Origin of the sequence: Pseudomonas antarctica (assembly GCF_900624995.1) — a bacterium.
In the GTDB taxonomy this organism is placed as follows: domain Bacteria; phylum Pseudomonadota; class Gammaproteobacteria; order Pseudomonadales; family Pseudomonadaceae; genus Aquipseudomonas; species Aquipseudomonas antarctica.
On the sequence record NZ_UYXQ01000013.1, the window covers coordinates 19,021 to 40,877 of the forward strand.

Sequence of the window (21,857 nt, forward strand, 5' to 3'; positions counted from 1 at the left end):
AGGTGCCTCGTGGCTTGAGGATCAAACGGTCAGGTGTGCAAACGTGCCGCAGCGCGGCCAGGATCAGTCAGGCGCGCCAACGCCAGCGGGCCAGGGCCTTGATGACTTTCATCCAGAGTTTGCGAGTGACCACCACGATGGGATTTCCAGAAGGGGACGGTTCGGTGTCGGGCAACGTTATCTCAGCGCCCGCTCCCAAGCAACCGGGGATTAGCAGTCGCAGGTCATCAATCACCAGTGCCGGCGATTCTTCGGCAATCGGCCGGCCATGGTTATAGCCGTAGCTCAAGGCCACACACTTCACGCCCGCCGCTTTGGCGGCCTGCACATCAGTGCGCGAATCACCGACAAACAACGATTGGGAGGCTGGGATATTGGCCATTTTCATCACGAAAAACAGCGCCGCCGGGTCGGGTTTCTTCTGCGGCAAGGTATCGCCACCGATGATCCAGCGGAAATACCGGCCGATTTTCATATGGTCCAACAACGGCGCGACGAAGCGTTCCGGCTTGTTGGTGATCAAGGCCATTTCCACGCCTTGCTTGTGCAGCCACTTGAGGGTGTCGCGCACGCCGGGGTAAACCACGGTCAGCTCGTGGCCGTCCTCATAGGCGGCGTTGAATAATTCCAGGGCGTGTTCGGCCTCCACCTCATCGACACCTTCGGCATCGATGTGGTTGGCCAAAGCCCGGCGCACCAACATCTGCACGCCGTTGCCGACCCACTCGCGCACCGACTCGACACCCGCAGGCTTGCGCCCCAGTTTGAGCAGCATCTGGTCCACGGCCGCCGCCAGGTCCGGCACCGAGTCGATCAAGGTACCGTCCAGATCGAACATCACCAGCCGTGGCAGTTTGCCGGGGAACAGCTGCTCAAAGCCGCTCATGGACGCGCCAGCGCCAGTTCGGCACGCATCTTGTCGATGACGGCCTGGTAATCCGGGGCATTGAAGATCGCCGAGCCGGCCACGAAGGTGTCGGCACCGGCAGCGGCGATTTCGCGGATATTGTTGACGTTGACCCCGCCGTCGATTTCCAGGCGGATATCACGCCCCGACGCATCGATCAGCGCGCGGGCTTCGCGCAGCTTGTTCAGGGTGCCTGGGATGAATTTCTGCCCACCGAAGCCTGGGTTGACGCTCATCAGCAAGACCATGTCGACCTTGTCCATCACGTACTCGAGCACGCTCAACGGGGTGGCCGGGTTGAACACCAGGCCCGCCTTGCAGCCGCCTTCGCGGATCAGTTGCAGGGTGCGATCGACGTGCAGCGTGGCTTCCGGGTGGAAGGTGATGTAGGTCGCACCGGCCTCGATGAAGTCACCGACGATACGGTCCACCGGGCTGACCATCAGGTGCGCATCGATCGGCGCGGTGATGCCGTACTTGCGCAGCGCCGCGCAGACCATCGGGCCGATGGTCAGGTTGGGCACGTAGTGGTTGTCCATGACATCAAAGTGCACAAAGTCGGCACCAGCGGCCAACACCTTGTCCACTTCCTCACCCAGGCGGGCGAAATCGGCGGAGAGAATCGATGGAGCGATAACGAAGGGCTGCATGACGCACCTTTTTGAGCTAAATCACGATGGCGCGCATTGTATACCTCATGCTTTGCCCTGCGCACCGTGACCTGGCTCAATGGCTAGTAAGCGGCCCGGTAGATTTTCTCGATGTCGGCCGCGCTGAGCTTGCGCGGGTTGTTGCGCATTAAGCGTTCAATGCCCGCTGCTTCGGTGGCCATGGCCGGGATCGCGTCCTCGGGAATGCCGAAGCTGCGCAGGCCTGACGGGATCTCCACTGCGGCGCACAGTCGCGTCATCGCCTCGACCGCCTGGTCGGCGGCATCATTGACGCTTAAACCGCTGACATTCACGCCCATAGCCTGGGCAATGTCCTGCATGCGCTCCACACACGCCAGCTTGTTCCAGTGCATCACGTAGGGTAGCAACAACGCATTGCTCACGCCGTGGGCGATATTGAAACGCCCGCCCAGCGGGTACGCCAACGCATGCACCGCGCCGACCCCGGCATTGCCGAACGCCATGCCGGCCATCAGGCTGGCGGTGGCCATGTCGTCTCGGGCCTGCAGATTGGCCGGGTTAGCGTAAGCCTTAGGCAGCGCCTTGGCGATCAGCTTGATCGCGCCAATGGCCAGGGCATCGGTGATCGGCGAGGCATTCAGCGACAGGTAGGATTCGATGGCATGCACCATGGCATCCACGCCACTGGCGGCGGTGACGCTGCGCGGGCACGTGAGGGTCATTTGCGGGCTGATCAGCGCGACATCCGGCAGCAGGTAATCGCTGACAATGCCTTTTTTCAGCTGTGCGGCCTTGTCGGAGAGGATCGCCACATTGGTGACCTCCGAACCGGTGCCGGCCGTGGTCGGGATGGCGATCAACGGCGGCCCTTTGCGCGGCACTTGGTCGACGCCGAACAAGTCCGCCAGCGCGCCGTGGTAACCGGCATAGGCCGCGACGCTCTTGGCGATGTCGATGGCACTGCCGCCACCGACGCCGATCAGGCCGTCATGCCCGCCTTCGCGGTACGCGCGCATGCAGTCTTCGACGATGGCGATTTCCGGGTCGGGCAAAACGCGGTCAAAGATTTCGTAAGTCCGCTCGCCCAAGTGTTCCAGCGCCAGCGCCACCGTACCGGACTTGACCAGCGCGGCGTCCGTGACGATCAGCGGGTTATCCACATCCAGGCGCGTGAGCTCAAAGGCGAGCTGTTCGATGGCGCCAGCACCGGTCAGCAGTTTATGGGCAATCTTGAATGAGGAGGTACTCATGTGCGCGGCCTCTTATTAATGATGGGCTGGCACAAGAGTAGCTGAGACAAATGGGTTGTCTGCCATTCAGCGGCTGAATGGTCATTATCCGAATGAACACAAAACAATGTGGGAGGGGGCTGACTCCTGATAGCTGAGTGTCAGGCGACACATAGGCTGGCTGGCCCGCTCCCACATTTTGATCCCGACTTGGCTCTAGACCTGGGCAGTGCGCAGTTTCTCGCTGCGGCCTCGCAGCCATTCAAGGGTCAACAACAGCAATACCGAGAAGGCAATCAGCAACGTGGCCGCCGCCGCAATCGTCGGGCTTAAGTTTTCACGGATGCCGCTGAACATTTGGCGCGGCAAGGTCGCTTGCTCCGGGCCGGCAAGAAACAGCGTCACCACCACTTCATCAAACGAGGTGGAAAAGGCAAACAGCGCGCCGGAAATCACCCCAGGCGCGATCAGCGGCAAGGTCACCCGGCGAAACGCGGTCAGCGGCGAGGCGCCCAGGCTGGCCGCCGCTCGCACCAAGTTATGGTTGAAGCCTTGCAACGTCGCCGACACGGTGATGATCACAAATGGCACACCCAGCACCGCATGCACCACGATCAGTGAAAAGAAGCTGTTGCCCAACCCCAGCGGCGCGAAGAACAAATAACTGGCCACACCGATAATCACCACCGGCACCACCATCGGCGAAATCACCAAGGCCATGACCAGCGCCTTACCAGGGAAGTTGCCACGTGTCAGGCCAATCGCTGCCAGGGTGCCGAACACCATCGCCAACACCGTGGCCGCCGGGGCCACGATAATACTGTTCTTCAACGCACGCATCCACTCGGCCGAGGCGAAAAAGTCCTGATACCAATGCAGCGAAAAACCTTGCAGCGGGTATACCAGGAAACTGCCGCTGTTGAACGACAGCGGAATAATCACCAACACTGGCAATATCAGGAACAGCAGGATCAAGCCGCACAAGATCCGCAAGCTGTAGAACCACACCCGCTCCACCGGTGACATATAAGGGCTCAGCATCGCAAGGTCTCCTTAGCTCAGGCGCAGGCGACTGGCGCCCACCAGCCGGTTGTAGATCAGGTACAGCACCACCGTCGCCAGCAGCAACAAGCCGCCCAACGCCGTGGCCATGCCCCAGTTGATGCTGGTGTTGGTGTAGAACGCCACGAAATAGCTGACCATCTGGTCGTTCGGGCTGCCGAGCAACGCCGGGGTGATGTAGTAACCAATCGCCAAGATGAACACCAGCAGGCAACCGGCGCCGACACCGGCATAGGTCTGCGGGAGGTACACCCGCCAGAAGCTGGCGAACGGATGGCAACCCAAGGAAATCGCCGCGCGCATATACGTGGGCGAGATACCTTTCATCACGCTGTAAATCGGTAAAATCATGAACGGCAACAGAATGTGCACCATCGAGATGTAAACCCCGGTGCGGTTGAACACCAGCTCCATGGGTTTATCGATCAGGCCCATGCCCATCAACGCGCTGTTGATCAGCCCGCCGGACTGCAGCAACACGATCCACGCCGCCACCCGCACCAGGATTGAGGTCCAGAACGGCAGCAACACCAGGATCATCAGCAGGTTGCTTTTGCGTGCTGGCAGGTTGGCCAGCAGGTACGCAAGTGGATAGGCCAGCAGCAGGCAGATGAAGGTAATCACCAAGCCCATCCAGAACGTGCGGGCGAAGATGTCCAGGTAGATCGCCTGATCGGGCGTGGCCGGGGCCACTTCGCCAAGATCATCGATGCGGTGATCGACGGCAGCCAGCAAATAATACGGCGTGAGGCTGCTGGTATTGCGCCGGATCGCCTGCCAGTACGCCGGGTCGCCCCAGCGTTCGTCGAGGCTTTCCAACGCTTCTTTATAAGAGGCAGGCGCTTGGGTAAAAGGTAGCGCCCGCGCGGTTTTAGTCAGCAAGCTACGGTAGCCGGCCAGTTCCATGTTCAAGCGCTTGGACAGGTCGCCCAAGGTCTGGTTTTTGCGTGCCTCGCCCAGGTCTTCGCTGAGCGCCTGGTACACCGGCTCACCCGGCAGGCCGCGTCCGTCCCAAGTCTTGACCGCCACCACGGTACGCGGCAAGCCGCCCACCACTTCCGGGTTGCCGACGCTTTTATAAAGCAGCGCAACAATCGGCACCAGGAACACCAGCAGCAAAAACAGCACCAGCGGCGCAATCAAGGCCTGGGCCTTCCAGCGGTTGAGCCGCTCGGCACGCGCCAGGCGCTGCTTGAGGGTGGGGCTGTTGACCTCGTTGGAGGGAACGGCGATGGCCATGGCTGACTCCGGAATTCTTCTAAGAATCCCCTGTGGGCCGGGCTTTTTGTGGGAGCTGGCTTGCCTGCTCCCACACAAGCCTGCTTTCACAGGGGGCTATGCGGGGTTACTTGGCCGCCCAGGAATTGAAGCGCTGCTCGAGCTGCTCGCCGTTATCCGCCCAGAAGCTCACGTCGATCTGCACCTGGTTGGCGATGTTCTGCGGCGTGGTCGGCATGTCCTTGAGCACATCCTTGGCCAGCAACGGTACGGCTTGGGTGTTGGCCGGGCCGTAGGCGATGTTTTCCGAGTAGGTCTTCTGCTGCTGTGGCTGCACCGAGAAGGCGATGAACTTCTTCGCCGCTTCAGCGCGGTCCTTGGCCAGGCCTTTAGGAATGGCCCACGCATCAAAGTCATAGATGCCGCCGTTCCACACCACTTTCAGGTTGCTTTCTTTCTGGACGGCAGCAATGCGGCCGTTGTAGGCCGAGCTCATCACTACGTCACCCGAGGCGAGGTACTGTGGCGGCTGTGCACCGGCTTCCCACCATTGAATCGACGGCTTGAGCTCATCCAGTTTCTTGAACGCACGGTCCTGGCCGTCTTTGCCGGCCAGCACTTTGTACACGTCCTTCGGCGCCACGCCGTCCGCCATCAAGGCAAATTCCAGGGTGTACTTGGCGCCCTTGCGCAGGCCACGCTTGCCCGGGAATTTCTTGGTGTCCCAGAAATCCGCCCAACTGGTCGGTGCAGTGGTCAGCTTGTCGGCGTTGTACGCCAGCACGGTCGACCACACAAAGAACCCCACGCCGCACGGCTGGATCGCGCCTTTCACATAATCGGCGCTATTGCCGAACAGTTTCGGGTCGAGCGGTTCGAACATATCTTCGTCACAGCCACGGGACAGTTCCGGCGACTCCACTTCCACCAAGTCCCAAGACACGCTCTTGGTGTCGACCATGGCTTTGACCTTGGCCATTTCACCGTTGTATTCGCCGGCGATGATCTTGCCGTTGCCCGCGCTTTCCCACGGCGCGTAAAAGGCTTTGACCTGGGCCGCCTTGTTCGCGCCGCCGAAGGACACGACCGTCAGGTCCGGGCCTGCAATGGCCTGTGTCGCGCCCATCAAGCCGATGGCCAGGGCGGAATATTTAAGGGATCTCAACATTGTTGTTCTCTCCACGTGCAGGGTTGGTGAAGCCAGGGGGCGATTAATTCGCCTCTAGAAGTGGGTCGAGTGCGCGAACGTGCTCGACTTGCCAGCCAATCGGTACCACGTCGCCGACCGCCAGGGCCGGGTCCAGCTCGGCAATCGGTTGTTTCACAAAAAAATCGGCCTTGCCGCAGACTTCCAGGCGCACGCGCACGTGGTCGCCCAGGTAGATAAATTCGGCCACGCGCCCGGAGAAGCGGTTGACGCAGGATTCGCTGGCGCCATTGAGGCTGACGCGCTCCGGGCGTACCGACAACGTCACCGGGCCGCCGAGCTGGCCGACATTCACCGCCAGCGCCTCGACCTTCTCACCACGCGCCAGCTCCACCACGCAGCGCTCGCCAGTGTGGCTGTGCAGGCGGCCATTGAGGCGGTTGTTCTCGCCGATGAAGTTGGCGACGAAGGTGTTTTTTGGCGCTTCGTAAAGGGTGCGCGGCGCGGCGATCTGCTGGATCTCGCCCTGATGGAACACCGCCACGCGGTCGGACATGGTCAAGGCTTCGCCCTGATCGTGGGTCACGTACACCACGGTCACACCGAGGCGCTGGTGCAGGTGCTTAATCTCCATCTGCATGTGCTCGCGCAGTTGTTTGTCGAGGGCACCGAGGGGCTCGTCCATCAGCACCAGTTGCGGTTCGAACACCAACGCCCGGGCCAGGGCCACGCGCTGTTGCTGGCCGCCGGAGAGTTGCGCCGGGTAACGCTGGGCGAAGGCATCGAGCTGGACCATGCTCAGCACGCGTTTGACCCGCTCGCTGATATCGGTCTTGCTCAAGCCGCGCACCGACAAGGGGAATGCCAGGTTCTCTGCCACCGTCATGTGCGGGAACAGCGCGTAGTTCTGGAACACCATGCCGATGTCGCGCTTGTGCGGCGGCACGTGGTTGATGGCGCGCCCGGCCAGCAGGATTTCCCCGGCGGTCGGCGTCTCGAAACCGGCGAGCATCATCAGGCTGGTGGTCTTGCCCGAACCGGACGGCCCGAGCAGGGTGAGGAACTCGCCCTTGCGAATCTCCAGGTTGAGGTCTTTGACGATCAGGTTCTCGCCGTCGTAGCTCTTCTGCACGCCACGAAAGCTGACCAGCACATCATTTGAATCCACCTCGCTCATACCCGCACCTTTGTATTTTGGACTGCTGTGGCACAAGCGTAGTCCAGGCGCGAGGCCCCGGAAATCGGGGGTCAGGAGAGAATCGCATCAGCCGGGTGGAAGGTTCGGGGTAGGGATTGCCCTACACGGATGGCGGGGATGGGACAGTGTCAACGCGGCATGCGCCTGGGATGGCTGCGGCGGGGTTCAAAGGGTGTCGTAAACAGGCATGCCGCCAACAAAGCCTGACGCAGGGCGCGGGAACGATCATGCGGTCACAACAGCTTGTGTTCCATCGCGTACTTCACCAATTCAGCCAATGAAGTGATATTGAGCTTTTGCATCAACCGCGCCTTGTGGGTGCTGATGGTCTTGCTGCTCAGCGCCAGTTGCTGGGCGATGTCATTGACGTTGGCGCCCTGGGCCAGGCGCTCGAATACCGAGAACTCGCGCTCTGACAGTAACGAATGCAGCGGCCGCGTATCAGTGAGGCCAACTTCAAAGACCATGCGGTCCGCCAGGTCCGGGTCGATGTAACGCCCGCCCGCCGCCACCTTGCGAATCGCCGTCAGCAACAGCGCCGGGTCACTGTCCTTGGTGGCATACCCCGCCGCCCCGACTTTCAGCGCGCGAGCAGCCATTTGCGCTTCATCGTGCATGGACAGCACCAGGATCGCCGGCGGATGGTTCAGTGCACGGATGCGCGCGATAGCTTCCAGGCCATTCACGCCCGGCATAGAGATATCCAGTAACACCACCTCGCAGGGTACATGGCGCAAGATTTCCAGCAGTTGCTCGCCATTGCTGGCCTCGCCGACCACCAGCAAGTCTTTGGCCAGGCCGATCAGTTGCTTAATGCCTTCACGGACGATGGTGTGGTCTTCGGCTACCAATACGCGAATCACAGGGGCTTGCTCCTCTAGTTATGCATCCAACGGCACCGTGACACTCAAGGTGGTGCCCTCGCCCAGTTCGCTGTGCAGGCTCAATTGCCCGCCCATCATCAGCACACGCTCGCGCATGCCGACGACGCCAAACGACACCGGTCGGCCCTGGGCCTCGACGAAACCGACGCCGTCATCGCTGATGGTCAGCCGCAGGTCGGCGCCCTCCACGGTCAAGGTTAGCTCGACAGTATGCGCCTGGGCATGGCGCATCACATTGGTCAGCGCCTCCTGCAGGATGCGGAACAGACCAATAGCCTTGGCATCACTCAGGGCCGGCAAGTTATCCGGGACTTGGACCAGGCAAGGGATTTGCGTGCGGGCTTCGAAGCGGCGCGCTTGCCATTCGATAGCCGAGGCGATGCCGGCGTCGAGAATCGGCGGGCGCAGCGCGGTCGCCACATCCCGGACAAGCTGGAACAGCTGGGCGATCAGCCGCTTCATGCTGTTCAAGCGCTCGTTCAGGCCCGGGTCCAGCTGCGCATAGGCCAGCTCACACATCGAGGTTTCCAGCTTGAGCACGGTGAGCATCTGGCCCAACTCGTCATGCACTTCACGGGCGATCCGCGCCTTTTCCTCTTCGCGCACGGTTTCCAGATGGGCAGAGAGCTCGCGCAGCTGTGTTTCGCTTTGCTGCAAGGCGGCCACGTAACGACGACGTTCAGTGACGTCGTTGAGATAAACCACCAGGTATTCACCCTCGGCAAACCGTAGAAAGCTCAACGACACACCCGCCGGCAGGAGGCTGCCGTCAGCGCGCACGCAATCGGCGGCGAAGGTTTGCGCGCCCTCTGCGCTGGCACGCGCACGCTTCCACACGTCGAGCCAGCGGTCCATGTTCAAGGTCGGGTCAAAATCGATCAGCGGCCGCTCGATCAGCGCGCCCGCGGCGTAGCCCAGCATGGTCTCGGCGGCGCGGTTGGCGTAACGCACATGGCTGTCCCAATTGACCCAAAGAATGCCGACCGTACTTTGATCGATGGAGAACTGCGTCAGCCGCAACGCTTCGGCACCGGCCGCACGCGCGGCGCTTTCTTCCCGAGCGGCCAGCAAGTTGTGTTCCAGCACGCGCAGGTGGCGGCGCTGCCAGACCACCACGGCGAGGCTGGCGAGCAAGAACATCGCCAAGAGCAGGCTGAGGTTTTGCCATAAGCCCGGCGATTCGCTCAGCCGTGAGTATTTGGGTTGCAGCCAGCGGTTGTGCAATTGGTCGAGGTCACGGGCGGGTATCGCGCGCAAGGCACTTTGCATGATGCTCGCCAGTTCCGGCCACTCGCGGCGGGTGGCTACGCGCAGCAATTGCGGCAGGCCGATATCGCCGACCACCGCCAGCCCGGCGAACTCCGCCTCGCCGGACAATCGGCTCAATTGCGCCTCATCCACCACGGCATAACGCGCCTGCTGGCTCACCAACAATTGCAGGGCCTGGCGCTCCATGGGCACGCCTTGCAGGTTGAGGTTGGGGTAATTGCTGCGCAGGTAATCGGCCACGGCGCTGGGCATGCGCACGGCAACGCGGGACAGTTCGTCGAGCGTCTCCAGCTCCACCGCGCCACCGCCTTCGCGGATGCCGACGATATGCTGGGGCACGCGCATATAAGGGTCGCTGAATAACCACAGACGCAAACCGACCGGGGTTTGCTGCAAGCCCGGGGCAATATCCACTTCGCCGTCGCGCACGGCGGCTTCCAATTGCTCCTGGCTGGGGAAATTGCGCCAGGTCAGCTCGATATTCAGCGCTTTGGCCAGCCATTGCATCAACTCGACATTCGCCCCGGACAAGCGCTGCAGACGCCGATCGTATTGCGCGTAAGGTGCCTGCAAGACCAGGCCCACGCGCAGCTCCGGGTGCTGGGCCAGCCACTCACGCTGCTGTGCATTGAGCTGCGCCTGCGGTGTGGCAGGCGCAGGCGCGGCATTCGCCATCAAGGCAAAGCACACACAGCCGATAACCAGCAGACAGCGAAAACCCATGATCCACGTCTCACATCACTGACAAATACTGACCAACCCATTAGGCTGCTGGAATCACTTCTGGCCGGGAATTAACGATGCCCTTTATCCACCGTTCGGCACTGCCAGCATTGTGCCTGTCGCTGCTATTTACCAGCGCCTTTTCTGTTCAGGCCGCCGACGAGCCGGCACCCTCTGCCGAAAAACCGGCTGAACGCCAACCCCTGCCCGAGCGCAGCCAGGAAGAAGCCAACGCCCTGGAGCGCCAAGTTCCGCAACAGGAACAGCAACAATTGCAGGGCGGCAGCGATTCATTTCTGGCCTTGTGGAAACCGGCCAACAGCGCCGAGCCCGAAGGCGTGGTGATTATCGTGCCGGGCGCCGGCGAAAGTGCTGACTGGCCGCAAGCAATCGCACCGTTGCGGCATAAATTACCCGACGCCAAATGGGGCACGCTCAGCCTGTCGCTGCCGGACGTGAACGTCGACACCTTGCCGCCGCGCGCCCTGGAATCGCCCAAGGCGGCTGTCGACACCAGCAGCAAGGACGGCAGCACCGCCGCCAAACCTATCGAACAGGCCGCCAGCGCCGAAGCCGAAGGCACCGACCCGGCGGTGGTGCCGGGCGCCGATGAGCAGGACAAAACCGACGCCAAGCGCATCTTCGACCGCATCGACGCTGCCGTCGCCTTTGCCCAAACACAAAGCGCACGCAGCGTGGTGCTGCTCGGCCATGGCACCGGCGCCTGGTGGGCCGCGCGTTACCTGGGCGAGAAACAACCGTCTCAGGTGCAGAAGTTGGTCATGGTGGCTGGCAAGACGCCTGCGGGTCGACAGCCGAATCTGCAACAACTGGCCCCAACGCTGAAAGTACCGACGGCGGACGTCTTCTACCAGGACGGCGCCCAAGAGCGCAAACACGCACTGGAGCGCGCGCAAGCCGCCAAGCGTGCGAAGAATGATGGCTACAAACAGGTGTCACTCAAAACCCTGCCCGGCAATAGCTCGACTGAGCAAGAGCAGTTGTATCGGCGGGTTCGCGGGTGGCTGAGCCCGGAGCCGAAAGAGGGCTGACCGCCTATCTCAAAAGCGCCGTAGACCTAATGGGGGAGCGGGCTTGCTCGCGAATAGGGTGTGTCCGTCGACAGATTCATCGGCTGATCCACCGCATTCGCGAGCAAGCCCGCTCCCACATTGAATTGGGTGCTCACTTCCAAAGGGTGGTGGCTATCTGAAATCCCGCCGCTCGCGAATCAACGTGTAGGCGTTATGCAACTCGCGGGTTCGCTCGGTCGCCTCGCGCACTTGCGCAGGGCTGGCGCCGGTTCCGGCAATTTTATCCGGGTGGTGGCGGCTGAGCAGGCGACGATAGGCGCGTTTGATCACGGTCGGTTCGGTGGTGGACGTCACCCCCAGGATGCGCATCGCGTCCTGGTAGGCGCCGCTACGATTGGCCAACGGCTTACGCTCCTGCACGTAGTCGGCCGCCAGCGCCTGCAGCTGTTGCGGCGTCCAGCCGAGCCACTTGCCCCACAAGTCGATCAAGTCGCGTTCGGCGTTATCCGCCTTGCCGTCCGCCCAGGCCATGCGCCAACACGCGCGCAACACACCTTCGGCGGCATGGGGCTGAGCCTTGAGCACGCGCAAATAGTTGCGCACCCGGTCAGCGCCGGATTTACCGCGATTGAACGCAGTAATCGCCCGACGCTGGGCCGACTCGGTCATGTCCAACGCGCGCATTTCCTGGCGCGCCTGCTGGATATGCCCATCCACTACCCGACCATTACTCTTGGCCAGACGCCCCAACAGCACGAACAACAGTTCGTCATTGCGCAACGCCGGGCGCCCGCCCAGGCGCTCGCGCAATTGCGCCCAGCTTTGCAACTGAAGGCGGCGATCCAGCGCCTGCCCCAGCAATGCCCCCAACAAGGCCCCCGGAATACTGGCAATGGCAAAGCCAGCCCCGGCACCAATCAGTGTCCCTGGCCACAACATTTTATTGCCCCGCAGTCAGCAAGGTTTCGACCTGCGCCAGGCGCTCCAGCGTGCCGACATCAATCCAGCGTCCCGCCATGTGTTCCCCCGTTACCAGACCTTTCGCCATGGCCGCTCGCAACAACGGCGCCAGCTTGAAGGCACCGGCACTGCAACCCGCGAATAATTGAGGGTCGAGCACTGAAATGCCACTGAAGGTCAGGTTATCGGCACCGGGCGCCGCATCATGAAGCAAGCCTTGATCCAGGTAGAAATCCCCGCCCGAAGGATGATGCGCGGGGTTATCCACCATCACCAGATGAGCCAGGCCCTGAAGCGGCCGGCGCAGCGAAGTGAAGTCGTAGTCGGTCCAGATATCACCATTGACCACCAGAAAGGGTTCGTGTCCCAGCAACGGCAATGCCTGGAAAATCCCGCCGCCGGTTTCCAGCGGCTCGCCTTCGGCGGAATACTGGATGCGCAGGCCAAACTGCGCACCGTCGCCCAGATAGCCTTCGATCTGCTGCCCGAGCCAGGCATGGTTGATCACGATTTCGCTGAAGCCAGCCTTGGCCAGCGCTTCAAGGTGATACTCGATCAGCCGCTTGCCGCCCGCCTGTACCAGCGGCTTGGGCGTGTGCAAGGTCAGCGGGCGCATCCGCTCACCCTTGCCGGCCGCCAGGATCATGGCCTTCATACGCCTGCCTCGACAGGTTGGCGCAGGCTGGCCAGCAGTTCGCCCAGCTCGTCCAACTCCGGCCGGTCTGCCAGCACCGCGTCTATATAAGCAAAGAAACGCGGCACGTCGGCCAGGTAACGTGGCTTGCCGTCGCGATGACAGATGCGCGCAAAGATACCGATCACCTTGAGGTGGCGCTGCACGCCCATCAGATCGCCGGCGCGCTGGAACGCTTCGAAATCGGCCTGCACCGGAATACCTAACTGCCCGGCACGCTCCCAGTAGCCACGCTGCCACTCACGTACGCGCGCCTTGGGCCAACTGAGGAATGCATCCTTGAACAGGCAGGTGATGTCGTAGGTGACCGGGCCGTAAACCGCGTCCTGGAAATCCAGCACGCCAGGGTTCGGTTCGCTGATCATCAGGTTGCGCGGCATATAGTCGCGATGCACCAGCACCTTCGGCTGGGCCAGGGCGCTGTCGATCAAGTGATCACTGACGCGCTGCCAAAGCGCTTGCTGGCGGGTATCAAACTCGATACCCAGGTGCCGGTGAACGTACCATTCCGGAAACAATTCCAGCTCACGGCGCAACAGGGCGACGTCATAGCTGGGCAGCGGCGTGTCCATCGGCAATTGCTGAAAAGCCAGCAACGCATCGATGGCATCGGCAAACAATGGGTCGGCGTTTTGCTCGTCAATCACGTCCAGATAGGTTTTTCTGCCCAGGTCATTGAGCAAAAGAAAGCCGCGCGGCAAATCTTCTGCATAAATTTTTGGCACATTTATTCCTGATTTCGCGAGTAAATCAGCGATATCGACGAAAGGTTTGCAGTTTTCCTGGGGGGGTGGCGCGTCCATAACGACGAAACTTCGCCCACCGCCTTCCCACCGGAAGTACCGCCTGAAACTCGCGTCGCTGCTGGCCGCAGTCAATGTGGCCGGGGGTATGACACCCCAATCCTGAGCGTTGAAAAGGATCGGCAACTGCTCATCCAGCCAGACTTTCAGCTGTTGTAAACGTAGATCTTGCTCGGGCATTACAAGGGTCTCCGACGGCGCTAGCCGTCAAGCGGGTCATGCTTTATTATCACGCATCTTTTTCAGACCATCGAGAGGCGTGCGGCCCACACCGCGGGCAGATGGCACGCAGGAAGCCCGGACTAATAAGATGGCATTGAAATCCCCCGCGTTTCGTAGAAAATTTCCGTTGCTGGTAACCGGCAGTCTGCTGGCCATGCAACCTTTCGCCACCTCATTCGTGGTCGCCGCGGAACAGTATGACTGCTCAGTCTCTGCTTCGGGTGCCTGGGATTGCGCGCCAAAAACCGCCGCAGCCCCGTTGCCACCACGCCCGGTGCATGACGGCGCAGCCGTCAGCTCCGCCGGCAGCACGGCGCAAGCCGATGCCGGTGGCAGCGCCGATGCCGGGCCGAAGACCGCGCTGGTCACCGAAGCCAAGGGCCGAGGCCTGCGTGCGCGCAGCGCCGACTACAGCCACTTGGACTGGGTACCGCGCGAGAAGCTGACTGCAGCCCAGTTGGCCGAAACCGGTCCTTACTGCGCTGGCGCGTACATCGAGCCGATGCGTCCAGGCATGAACGACAAGACGGACAAGAGCGATGCGCCGACCTTTATCGGTGCCAAGGTCTCTCGTTACGAGCAGGAACAACAGATCGCAACCCTGGCCGGCGACGTCGTCATGCGCCAGGGCAGCATGCAGTTGGAGTCGCAAGAAGCCAGCCTGTATCAAGCCGAGAACCGTGGCGAGCTGAACGGCAACGTTCGACTGCGCGACAACGGCGCCCTGATCGTCGGTGACCATGCCGAGGTTCAGCTCGATACGGGCGCCGCCCAGATCGACAACGCCGAATACGTGCTGCACAAATCGCGCATTCGCGGTAACGCGCTGTACGCCAAACGTGCCGAGAACGCGATCATCCGTCTCAAGGACGGTACGTACACCACCTGCGAGCCGGACAGCAACGCCTGGCAGCTCAAAGGCAACAACATCACGTTGAACCCGGCCACCGGCTTCGGTACGGCGACCAACGCGACGTTGCGGATCAAGAACATTCCGATCCTGTACACCCCGTACATCTATTTCCCGATCGACGATCGTCGTCAATCCGGCTTCCTGCCGCCGAGCTTCAGCACCGGCAGCGAAACCGGCTTCACGCTGGTAACGCCGTACTACTTCAACCTGGCGCCAAACTACGATGCCACGTTGTACCCGCAGTACATGACCAAGCGCGGTTTGTTGATGGAAGGCGAGTTCCGCTACCTCACCAAATCCAGCGAAGGTCAGTTCGGCGGCGCGTACCTGAACGACGACAGCGACGAGCGGAAAAAACAGACCGACTACGAAAAAACTCGCTACATGCTCAACTGGCAGCATAAGGGCGGGCTCGATTCGCGCCTGTCGACCCAGGTCGACTACACGAAGATCAGCGACCCGTTCTACTTCCAGGACTTGAAGGCCTATCAGGAAGGTATCCAGACCCAGGACTTCGTCAACCAGCAGGGCTCCCTGACCTATCGCGGTGACAGCTATCAGGCGCGCCTGAACGTTCAGGCTTACCAACTGGCGACGATTTCCCAGATCACCCCGTATGACCGACTGCCGCAGATCACCTTCAATGGCGCTCTGCCGTACCATCCGGGTGGTTTGAACTTTACTTATGAGACTGAGGCTGTTCGGTTTGACCGGGACCTCAGGAGCGGCACCATTTTCGACAAGGAAGGTGGCCCGTTCGATGAGAGGGGTGTTGCTGTAGGTAAAAAGCGTCTGGATGATTACGTAACAGGTCTGACCCGTGCAAACGGTACTCGCCTGAACGTTGCGCCAGCCGTCGAATACCCGATGAACTGGACCTACGGTTTTATCACGCCGAAGCTCAAGTATGTCTACACCAAGTACGATCTGGACCTTGATACCAAGGGCAAGCAAGATATTGTTGATGCTCAGTTGGCTGCTACTAAGCCGGGTGCATCTCCATACGCCGGCGGCGTATTCAAAAGCTCCCAAGACCGCGCAATCCCAATCGCCAGCGTAGACAGCGGCCTGTACTTCGACCGCAATACCAACTGGTTCGGCAAAGACTATCGCCAAACCCTGGAGCCGCGGGCCTTCTACCTCTATGTCCCGAACAAGGACCAGAGCGATATCCCGGTGTTCGACACCAGCGAGTACTCGTTCAGCTACGCCTCTCTGTTCCGCGACAACCGCTTCAGCGGCAACGACCGGATCGGCGACGAGAACAAGCTGTCCCTGGGCTTAACCAGCCGCTGGATCGAAGAGAATGGCTTCGAACGTCAGCGCGCGTCCATAGGCCAAGCGGTGTACTTCAAGGATCGCCAGGTTCAACTGCCGGGCATCCTCGCCTCCGACCGTGCCGATGCACAGTCTGACGTATCGCCAGTTGCCCTGGAATACGAGTTCCGCTTCAACCGCGACTGGCGCGCCACTGCCGACTACAACTGGGACACCGAGGAACACAGCCCTCGTTCCGGCAGCGCAATGCTCCACTACCAGCCGGAAGACAACCCGAACAAGATCATCAACGTCGGCTACCGCTATCGTAATGACCAGGTTGTCTACAACCAGTTGACCGGCAAATGGCAGTTCGGTGGTGACTATGGTCAACCCGACGCAAACTTCGTGAAGGATTACTACAAAATCCAGCAACACGATTTCTCGATGATGTGGCCGATCATTCCTCAGTGGAACCTGATCACCCGCTGGCAGTATGACTATGCCCGCAACCGTACCCTGGAAGCCTTCGGTGGTTTCGAGTACGACAACTGCTGCTGGAAACTGCGCGTCATCAACCGTTACTGGGTTTCCAACGACGAATACAGCCAGATCGCCCCGCTCAACGAAAAGGGTGACCACGGGCTCTTCTTCCAGATCGTCCTTAAAGGACTCGGCGGCCTGACTGGCGCCAAGGTAGAGAGCTTCCTCGACAAAGGCATTCAAGGTTATCGTGAACGTGAAGATCAAGCTTTCTGATTGCTTGCGCCCGCTAGTGCTGGGCGCGCTGTTCCTGGGGACCGCATCGGCACACGCGGCGGTTCAACAGCTGGACAAGGTAGTGGCCATCGTCGATAACGACGTGATCATGCAGAGCCAACTGGACCAACGGGTCAAGGAAGTTCAGCAAACCATCGCCAAGCGTGGCGGCGGCGTGCCGCCCACCAGCGTACTGGACCCACAGGTGTTGGAACGCCTGATCGTCGAAAACCTGCAACTGCAGATCGGCGATCGTTCCGGCATCCGTATTTCGGACGAAGAGCTTAACCAGGCCGTTGGCACCATCGCTCAACGCAACAACATGAGCATTGACCAGTTCCGTGCTGCCCTGGCTCGCGACGGCCTGTCCTATGAGGACGCCCGTGACCAGATCCGCCGCGAAATGATCATCAGCCGTGTGCGTCAACGCCGTGTGGCCGAACGGGTCCAGGTGTCCGAGCAGGAAGTGAAGAACTTCCTGGCGTCAGACCTTGGCAAGATGCAGCTCTCCGAAGAGCTGCACCTGGCCAATATCCTGATCCCGACACCGGACAGCGCCAACGCTGAGCAGCTTAATGCCGCCGCCGCAAAAACCCAGGCTATTTATGACCGCCTGAAAGCCGGTGCTGACTTTGCCCAAACGGCGATTGCCGTTTCCGGCAGCGACAACGCCCTGGACGGCGGCGACATGGGATGGCGTAAAGCTGCTCAATTGCCACCTCCGTTTGACCGTGAACTGAGCGCCATGCAACCGGGTGAAATCACTCAGCCAGCACGTACGCCGGGCGGCTTCATCATCCTCAAGTTACTGGCAAAACGTGGCGGCGAGACCTCGCTGAAAGACGAAGTGCATGTTCGTCATATCTTGGTCAAACCAAGCGAAATCCGTACCGAGGCGCAAACCAAGGAACTGGCCCAGAAGATCTATGACCGCATTGAAGGCGGTGAAGACTTCGCAACCCTGGCCAAGAGCTTCTCCGAAGACCCGGGCTCAGCTCTCAACGGTGGCGACCTGAACTGGATCGACCCGAAAGCCTTGGTGCCTGAGTTCCAGCAAGTGATGGCCGATACCCCGCAAGGCGTGCTGTCCAAGCCGTTCAAGACCCAATACGGCTGGCATGTGCTGGAAGTCCTTGGCCGTCGCGCCACTGACAACACCACCCAGGCCCGCGAGCAGCAAGCACTGACTGTATTGCGTAACCGCAAGTACGACGAAGAGCTGCAAACCTGGTTGCGTCAGATCCGTGACGAAGCCTACGTAGAAAACAAGCTGCCCGGCGCCGAGCAAACAGGCACCGACCAGGCAAAACAGTGAAACCCCAGCGTTTCGCGGTAACACCCGGCGAGCCGGCCGGCATTGGTCCAGACCTGTGCCTGCTGCTCGCCTCTCAACCTCAGCCACACCCCCTGATTGCTATTACCAGCCGCGACCTGCTCCTTGAGCGGGCCGCGCAGCTGGGTGTGGCTGTCCACCTGCTGGACGTGGTGCCGGGCAACTGGCCCGACCTGCCAGCACCCGCGGGCAGCCTGTATGTGTGGGATACCGCGCTTGCAGCCAACGTCGTGGCCGGGCAACTGAACAAAGCCAATGCGGCGTTTGTGCTGGAAACCTTGACCCGTGCAGGCCAGGGCTGCATCGATGGCGACTTCGCCGGCATGATCACCGGCCCAGTGCACAAGGGCGTGATCAACGAATCCGGCATCGCCTTTTCCGGGCATACCGAATTCCTTGCTGAACTGACCAATACCGTCCAAGTTGTGATGATGCTGGCCACGCGCGGCCTGCGGGTTGCCCTGGTGACCACGCACCTGCCCTTGCGCGATATCGCCGATGCCATCACCGCCGAGCGCGTGGAGCGCGTCACACGCATCCTGCACGCCGACCTGCAACAGAAATTCGGCATTGCCCAACCGCGCATCCTCGTCTGTGGGCTTAACCCGCACGCCGGCGAAGGCGGCCATTTAGGCCATGAAGAAATAGACATTATTGAACCGACATTAGAGCGTCTGCGCCAAGAAGGCATGGACCTGCGTGGCCCACTGCCTGCGGACACTCTGTTTACCCCCAAGTATCTGGAGCACTGCGACGCAGTGCTGGCGATGTACCATGACCAGGGGCTGCCCGTGCTGAAATACAAAGGCTTCGGCGCCGCAGTCAATGTGACACTGGGCCTGCCGATCATCCGCACCTCCGTCGACCATGGCACCGCCCTGGACCTGGCGGGCAGCGGCAAGATCGATACCGGCAGCCTGCACGTGGCCCTGGAAACCGCCTATCAGATGGCCGAGACCCGTATATGACCGAGCATTACCAACACCGGGCGCGCAAGCGCTTCGGGCAAAACTTCCTGCACGACGCTGGCGTAATCGACCGCATCCTGCGCTCCATCCATGCCAAGCCGGAAGACCGCTTGCTGGAAATCGGCCCGGGCCAGGGCGCACTGACCCAAGGCCTGCTGGCCAGTGGCGGTCAACTGGACGTGGTTGAACTGGACAAGGACCTGATCCCGATCCTCAATCAGCAGTTCGCCGGTAAATCCAACTTCAATCTGCACCAGGGCGATGCACTGAAGTTCGACTTCAACAGCCTCAATGCCGCGCCCAACAGCCTGCGAGTTGTGGGCAACCTGCCGTACAACATCTCCACGCCGCTGATTTTCCACCTGCTGAACAACGCAGGGATCATCCGCGACATGCACTTCATGCTGCAAAAAGAAGTGGTTGAGCGCTTGGCCGCAGGGCCTGGTGGTGGTGATTGGGGCCGCCTTTCGATCATGGTCCAGTACCATTGCCGCGTGGAACACCTGTTCAACGTCGGCCCGGGTGCGTTCAACCCGCCACCGAAGGTCGACTCGGCCATCGTGCGCCTGGTGCCCCACGCTGTGTTGCCGCACCCGGCCAAGGATCACAAGTTGCTCGAGCGCGTGGTGCGCGAAGCGTTCAATCAGCGTCGCAAGACCCTGCGCAACACGCTCAAGGCGCTGTTGAGCAACGCTGAAATCGAAGCCGCCGGCGTCGATGGCAGCCTGCGCCCCGAGCAACTGGACCTGGCCGCATTTGTACGCCTGGCTGACCAGCTTGCCATTCAGCCTGCGCCAGCCGAGGACTGAAGCCTGCGATGCACGGGCCAGACAGCATATCTGGCCTAGTGCCCTGCTGATGGCCTAGACTGACCCGCATCTGCTGTCCTCCGCTTTTGCTTTTAAGGCCTCTTGCATGTCCGATCCTCGCTACCAGATCGACGTCAGCGTCGTCACCCGCTTCCTCGCGGACCAATCGCAACCCGAACACAACCGCTTCGCCTTTGCCTACACCATCACGGTGAAGAACAACGGGCAGGTGCCGGCCAAGCTGCTGTCGCGCCACTGGGTGATCACCGACGGTGACGGCCAGGTCGAAGAGGTGCGCGGTGCCGGTGTGGTTGGCCAGCAACCGTTGATCGACATTGGCGCCAGCCATACCTACAGCAGCGGCACGGTCATGACCTCCAAGGTTGGCACCATGCAGGGCTCGTATCAGATGAAGGCCACCGACGGTAAGTTGTTCGACGCCATCATCGCGCCGTTCCGCCTCGCGGTGCCTGGAGCCCTGCACTGATGGCGACTTACGCAGTCGGCGATCTGCAAGGCTGCCTGCAGCCCCTTAAGTGCTTGCTGAAACGAGTGGCCTTTGACCCGGCAAGCGACCGCCTGTGGCTGGTGGGTGACTTGGTCAATCGCGGCCCCGAGTCCCTGGACACCTTGCGCTACTTATATAGCCTGCGTGATTCGCTGGTGTGTGTACTGGGCAACCACGACCTGCACCTGCTGGCCGCCGGCAATAACATCGAGCGCCTGAAAAAGGGCGACACCCTGCGTGAGATCCTTGAAGCGCCGGATCGCGCCGAGCTGCTGGAGTGGCTGCGCCGGCAGAAGCTGATGCATTACGACGAAGGCCGCAACATGGCGCTGGTCCATGCGGGCATCCCGCCGCAGTGGACGCTGAAAAAAGCCCTCAAGTGCGCCGCCGAAGTCGAGAGCGCCCTGGCCGATGACAGCCTATACACCGCCTACCTTGACGGCATGTACGGCAACGAGCCCGTCAAGTGGGACAACGACCTTACCGGCGTGCCCCGCCTACGCGTGATCACCAACTACTTCACCCGCATGCGCTTCTGCACCGTCGAAGGCAAGCTCGACCTCAAGAGCAAAGAAGGCGCCGACACCGCGCAGCCCGGCTACAAGCCGTGGTTCGCTCACAAGGAACGCAAGACCCGTGACACGAAGATCATCTTCGGCCATTGGGCAGCCCTTGAAGGCAAATGCGACGAGCCCGGCGTGTTCGCCCTCGATACCGGCTGCGTGTGGGGCGCTAGCATGACCCTGATGAATATCGACACCGGCGAGCGCCTGAGCTGCCAGTGCCAGCCCCCTCTTTCCGTGACACTGCCGGCCGCCAAGCCATAGGAGCCCGCCATGAGCGAATTCAAACGTATCCCTCCCGAACAAGCACAAGCCCTGCGTGAGAAAGGTGCAGTAGTGGTCGACATCCGCGACCAGCCAACTTACGCGGCGGCCCACATCACCGGCGCCCAGCACTTGGATAACGTCAACATCGCCGACTTCATCCGCGCCGCCGACCTCGACGCGCCGGTGATCGTCGCCTGTTACCACGGCAACTCCAGCCAGAGCGCGGCGGCCTACCTGATCAGCCAGGGCTTCTCTGACGTGTATAGCCTGGACGGCGGCTTTGAGCTGTGGCGTGCGACCTATCCTGCAGAAATTGCCTCCAGCGATTCGCAATAATTTTTTTCACACCCCGCTACCCCGCGTGACGCTTGGGCTCGCGTCGTTTCTGACGAACGGCGCAGCCAAACTAATTACGTATCCCGCCTTGACCTCCCCGATTCCGAACTATCCTTAAGCGCAGGCCATCCGAATCAGGGGAGAGCCGGTACACCGGCGTGC

Annotated in this window: 20 protein-coding genes; 8 read left to right on the plus strand and 12 right to left on the minus strand. The window is 61.1% G+C overall.

Annotation, left to right across the window (positions count from 1 at the left end):
- Positions 1-67: 67 nt before the first annotated feature.
- The 9 genes from E0F99_RS11015 to E0F99_RS11055 form a co-directional block, all read right to left on the minus strand.
- Complete coding sequence (locus E0F99_RS11015) at positions 68-886, minus strand: phosphoglycolate phosphatase (RefSeq protein ID WP_083356499.1); 819 nt, start codon at positions 884-886, stop codon at positions 68-70.
- Entirely contained in the window at positions 883-1,557 is a 675-nt protein-coding gene (gene rpe, locus E0F99_RS11020; protein ID WP_003194703.1) for a ribulose-phosphate 3-epimerase, read from the minus strand. The genes E0F99_RS11015 and rpe overlap by 4 nt, the downstream gene beginning before the upstream one ends.
- A gap of 83 nt (positions 1,558-1,640) precedes the next feature.
- Complete coding sequence (locus tag E0F99_RS11025; protein ID WP_083356498.1) at positions 1,641-2,789, minus strand: iron-containing alcohol dehydrogenase; 1,149 nt, start codon at positions 2,787-2,789, stop codon at positions 1,641-1,643.
- A gap of 195 nt (positions 2,790-2,984) precedes the next feature.
- On the minus strand, positions 2,985-3,809 hold the full coding sequence (locus E0F99_RS11030) for an ABC transporter permease (protein ID WP_028618151.1): 825 nt from the start codon (positions 3,807-3,809) through the stop codon (positions 2,985-2,987).
- 12 nt (positions 3,810-3,821) lie between these two features.
- The gene (locus tag E0F99_RS11035) at positions 3,822-5,069 is read right to left on the minus strand and encodes an ABC transporter permease (protein ID WP_083356497.1); all 1,248 of its coding nucleotides are present in this window, start codon (positions 5,067-5,069) and stop codon (positions 3,822-3,824) included.
- A gap of 106 nt (positions 5,070-5,175) precedes the next feature.
- Positions 5,176-6,216 (minus strand): ABC transporter substrate-binding protein, encoded by a 1,041-nt coding sequence (locus tag E0F99_RS11040; RefSeq protein WP_083356496.1) that lies wholly within the window; start codon positions 6,214-6,216, stop codon positions 5,176-5,178.
- 43 nt (positions 6,217-6,259) lie between these two features.
- Positions 6,260-7,372 (minus strand): ABC transporter ATP-binding protein, encoded by a 1,113-nt coding sequence (locus E0F99_RS11045; protein ID WP_083356495.1) that lies wholly within the window; start codon positions 7,370-7,372, stop codon positions 6,260-6,262.
- 254 nt (positions 7,373-7,626) lie between these two features.
- The gene (locus tag E0F99_RS11050) at positions 7,627-8,256 is read right to left on the minus strand and encodes a response regulator (protein WP_083356494.1); all 630 of its coding nucleotides are present in this window, start codon (positions 8,254-8,256) and stop codon (positions 7,627-7,629) included.
- 18 nt (positions 8,257-8,274) lie between these two features.
- Complete coding sequence (locus tag E0F99_RS11055) at positions 8,275-10,269, minus strand: sensor histidine kinase (RefSeq protein ID WP_083356493.1); 1,995 nt, start codon at positions 10,267-10,269, stop codon at positions 8,275-8,277.
- Positions 10,270-10,346: 77 nt separating this feature from the next.
- Between E0F99_RS11055 and E0F99_RS11060 the strand changes: the two genes are divergently transcribed.
- On the plus strand, positions 10,347-11,321 hold the full coding sequence (locus E0F99_RS11060; protein WP_083356492.1) for an alpha/beta hydrolase family protein: 975 nt from the start codon (positions 10,347-10,349) through the stop codon (positions 11,319-11,321).
- A 153-nt stretch (positions 11,322-11,474) separates the two neighbouring features.
- Here the strand turns inward: E0F99_RS11060 and E0F99_RS11065 are convergent, their stop codons facing one another.
- From E0F99_RS11065 to E0F99_RS11075, 3 genes are read right to left on the minus strand one after another with little or no spacing between them, the layout of a single operon-like run.
- Positions 11,475-12,242, minus strand: coding sequence for a TerB family tellurite resistance protein (locus E0F99_RS11065; protein WP_083356491.1), 768 nt, complete (start codon positions 12,240-12,242; stop codon positions 11,475-11,477).
- A gap of 1 nt (position 12,243) precedes the next feature.
- Positions 12,244-12,918, minus strand: a complete 675-nt coding sequence (murU, locus tag E0F99_RS11070) for an N-acetylmuramate alpha-1-phosphate uridylyltransferase MurU (RefSeq protein WP_083356490.1) — start codon at positions 12,916-12,918, stop codon at positions 12,244-12,246.
- Positions 12,915-13,940: an aminoglycoside phosphotransferase family protein gene (locus tag E0F99_RS11075; protein WP_083356489.1), complete on the minus strand. Its 1,026-nt coding sequence runs from the start codon at positions 13,938-13,940 to the stop codon at positions 12,915-12,917. Before E0F99_RS11075 ends, murU begins: the two co-directional genes overlap by 4 nt.
- Positions 13,941-14,070: 130 nt before the next feature.
- On the opposite strand from E0F99_RS11075, the gene E0F99_RS11080 reads away from it, so the two are divergent.
- The 7 genes from E0F99_RS11080 to glpE all read left to right on the plus strand — a co-directional run bounded on the left by E0F99_RS11080 (position 14,071) and on the right by glpE (position 21,695).
- Positions 14,071-16,911: an LPS-assembly protein LptD gene (locus tag E0F99_RS11080; RefSeq protein WP_083356488.1), complete on the plus strand. Its 2,841-nt coding sequence runs from the start codon at positions 14,071-14,073 to the stop codon at positions 16,909-16,911.
- Positions 16,892-18,226 (plus strand): peptidylprolyl isomerase, encoded by a 1,335-nt coding sequence (locus E0F99_RS11085; RefSeq protein WP_083356487.1) that lies wholly within the window; start codon positions 16,892-16,894, stop codon positions 18,224-18,226. Before E0F99_RS11080 ends, E0F99_RS11085 begins: the two co-directional genes overlap by 20 nt.
- Positions 18,223-19,212, plus strand: coding sequence for a 4-hydroxythreonine-4-phosphate dehydrogenase PdxA (gene pdxA, locus E0F99_RS11090; RefSeq protein ID WP_083356486.1), 990 nt, complete (start codon positions 18,223-18,225; stop codon positions 19,210-19,212). Before E0F99_RS11085 ends, pdxA begins: the two co-directional genes overlap by 4 nt.
- Positions 19,209-20,021, plus strand: coding sequence for a 16S rRNA (adenine(1518)-N(6)/adenine(1519)-N(6))-dimethyltransferase RsmA (gene rsmA, locus E0F99_RS11095; protein WP_083356485.1), 813 nt, complete (start codon positions 19,209-19,211; stop codon positions 20,019-20,021). Before pdxA ends, rsmA begins: the two co-directional genes overlap by 4 nt.
- A gap of 106 nt (positions 20,022-20,127) precedes the next feature.
- On the plus strand, positions 20,128-20,508 hold the full coding sequence (gene apaG / locus E0F99_RS11100) for a Co2+/Mg2+ efflux protein ApaG (protein ID WP_069551974.1): 381 nt from the start codon (positions 20,128-20,130) through the stop codon (positions 20,506-20,508).
- Positions 20,508-21,356: a symmetrical bis(5'-nucleosyl)-tetraphosphatase gene (locus E0F99_RS11105; protein ID WP_083356484.1), complete on the plus strand. Its 849-nt coding sequence runs from the start codon at positions 20,508-20,510 to the stop codon at positions 21,354-21,356. Before apaG ends, E0F99_RS11105 begins: the two co-directional genes overlap by 1 nt.
- Positions 21,357-21,365: 9 nt before the next feature.
- Positions 21,366-21,695 (plus strand): thiosulfate sulfurtransferase GlpE, encoded by a 330-nt coding sequence (glpE, locus tag E0F99_RS11110; RefSeq protein WP_083356483.1) that lies wholly within the window; start codon positions 21,366-21,368, stop codon positions 21,693-21,695.
- Positions 21,696-21,857 lie beyond the last annotated feature (162 nt).

What these genes read in the sequence shown, in the direction of transcription:
- E0F99_RS11015 (WP_083356499.1), bottom strand. Translation starts at nt 886, where the DNA reads ATGAGCGGCTTTGAGCAGCTGTTCCCCGGCAAACTGCCACGGCTGGTG.
- rpe (WP_003194703.1), bottom strand. Translation starts at nt 1,557, where the DNA reads ATGCAGCCCTTCGTTATCGCTCCATCGATTCTCTCCGCCGATTTCGCC.
- E0F99_RS11025 (WP_083356498.1), bottom strand. Translation starts at nt 2,789, where the DNA reads ATGAGTACCTCCTCATTCAAGATTGCCCATAAACTGCTGACCGGTGCT.
- E0F99_RS11030 (WP_028618151.1), bottom strand. Translation starts at nt 3,809, where the DNA reads ATGCTGAGCCCTTATATGTCACCGGTGGAGCGGGTGTGGTTCTACAGC.
- E0F99_RS11035 (WP_083356497.1), bottom strand. Translation starts at nt 5,069, where the DNA reads ATGGCCATCGCCGTTCCCTCCAACGAGGTCAACAGCCCCACCCTCAAG.
- E0F99_RS11040 (WP_083356496.1), bottom strand. Translation starts at nt 6,216, where the DNA reads ATGTTGAGATCCCTTAAATATTCCGCCCTGGCCATCGGCTTGATGGGC.
- E0F99_RS11045 (WP_083356495.1), bottom strand. Translation starts at nt 7,372, where the DNA reads ATGAGCGAGGTGGATTCAAATGATGTGCTGGTCAGCTTTCGTGGCGTG.
- E0F99_RS11055 (WP_083356493.1), bottom strand. Translation starts at nt 10,269, where the DNA reads ATGGGTTTTCGCTGTCTGCTGGTTATCGGCTGTGTGTGCTTTGCCTTG.
- E0F99_RS11060 (WP_083356492.1), top strand. Translation starts at nt 10,347, where the DNA reads ATGCCCTTTATCCACCGTTCGGCACTGCCAGCATTGTGCCTGTCGCTG.
- E0F99_RS11065 (WP_083356491.1), bottom strand. Translation starts at nt 12,242, where the DNA reads ATGTTGTGGCCAGGGACACTGATTGGTGCCGGGGCTGGCTTTGCCATT.
- murU (WP_083356490.1), bottom strand. Translation starts at nt 12,918, where the DNA reads ATGAAGGCCATGATCCTGGCGGCCGGCAAGGGTGAGCGGATGCGCCCG.
- E0F99_RS11075 (WP_083356489.1), bottom strand. Translation starts at nt 13,940, where the DNA reads ATGCCCGAGCAAGATCTACGTTTACAACAGCTGAAAGTCTGGCTGGAT.
- E0F99_RS11080 (WP_083356488.1), top strand. Translation starts at nt 14,071, where the DNA reads ATGGCATTGAAATCCCCCGCGTTTCGTAGAAAATTTCCGTTGCTGGTA.
- rsmA (WP_083356485.1), top strand. Translation starts at nt 19,209, where the DNA reads ATGACCGAGCATTACCAACACCGGGCGCGCAAGCGCTTCGGGCAAAAC.
- apaG (WP_069551974.1), top strand. Translation starts at nt 20,128, where the DNA reads ATGTCCGATCCTCGCTACCAGATCGACGTCAGCGTCGTCACCCGCTTC.
- E0F99_RS11105 (WP_083356484.1), top strand. Translation starts at nt 20,508, where the DNA reads ATGGCGACTTACGCAGTCGGCGATCTGCAAGGCTGCCTGCAGCCCCTT.
- glpE (WP_083356483.1), top strand. Translation starts at nt 21,366, where the DNA reads ATGAGCGAATTCAAACGTATCCCTCCCGAACAAGCACAAGCCCTGCGT.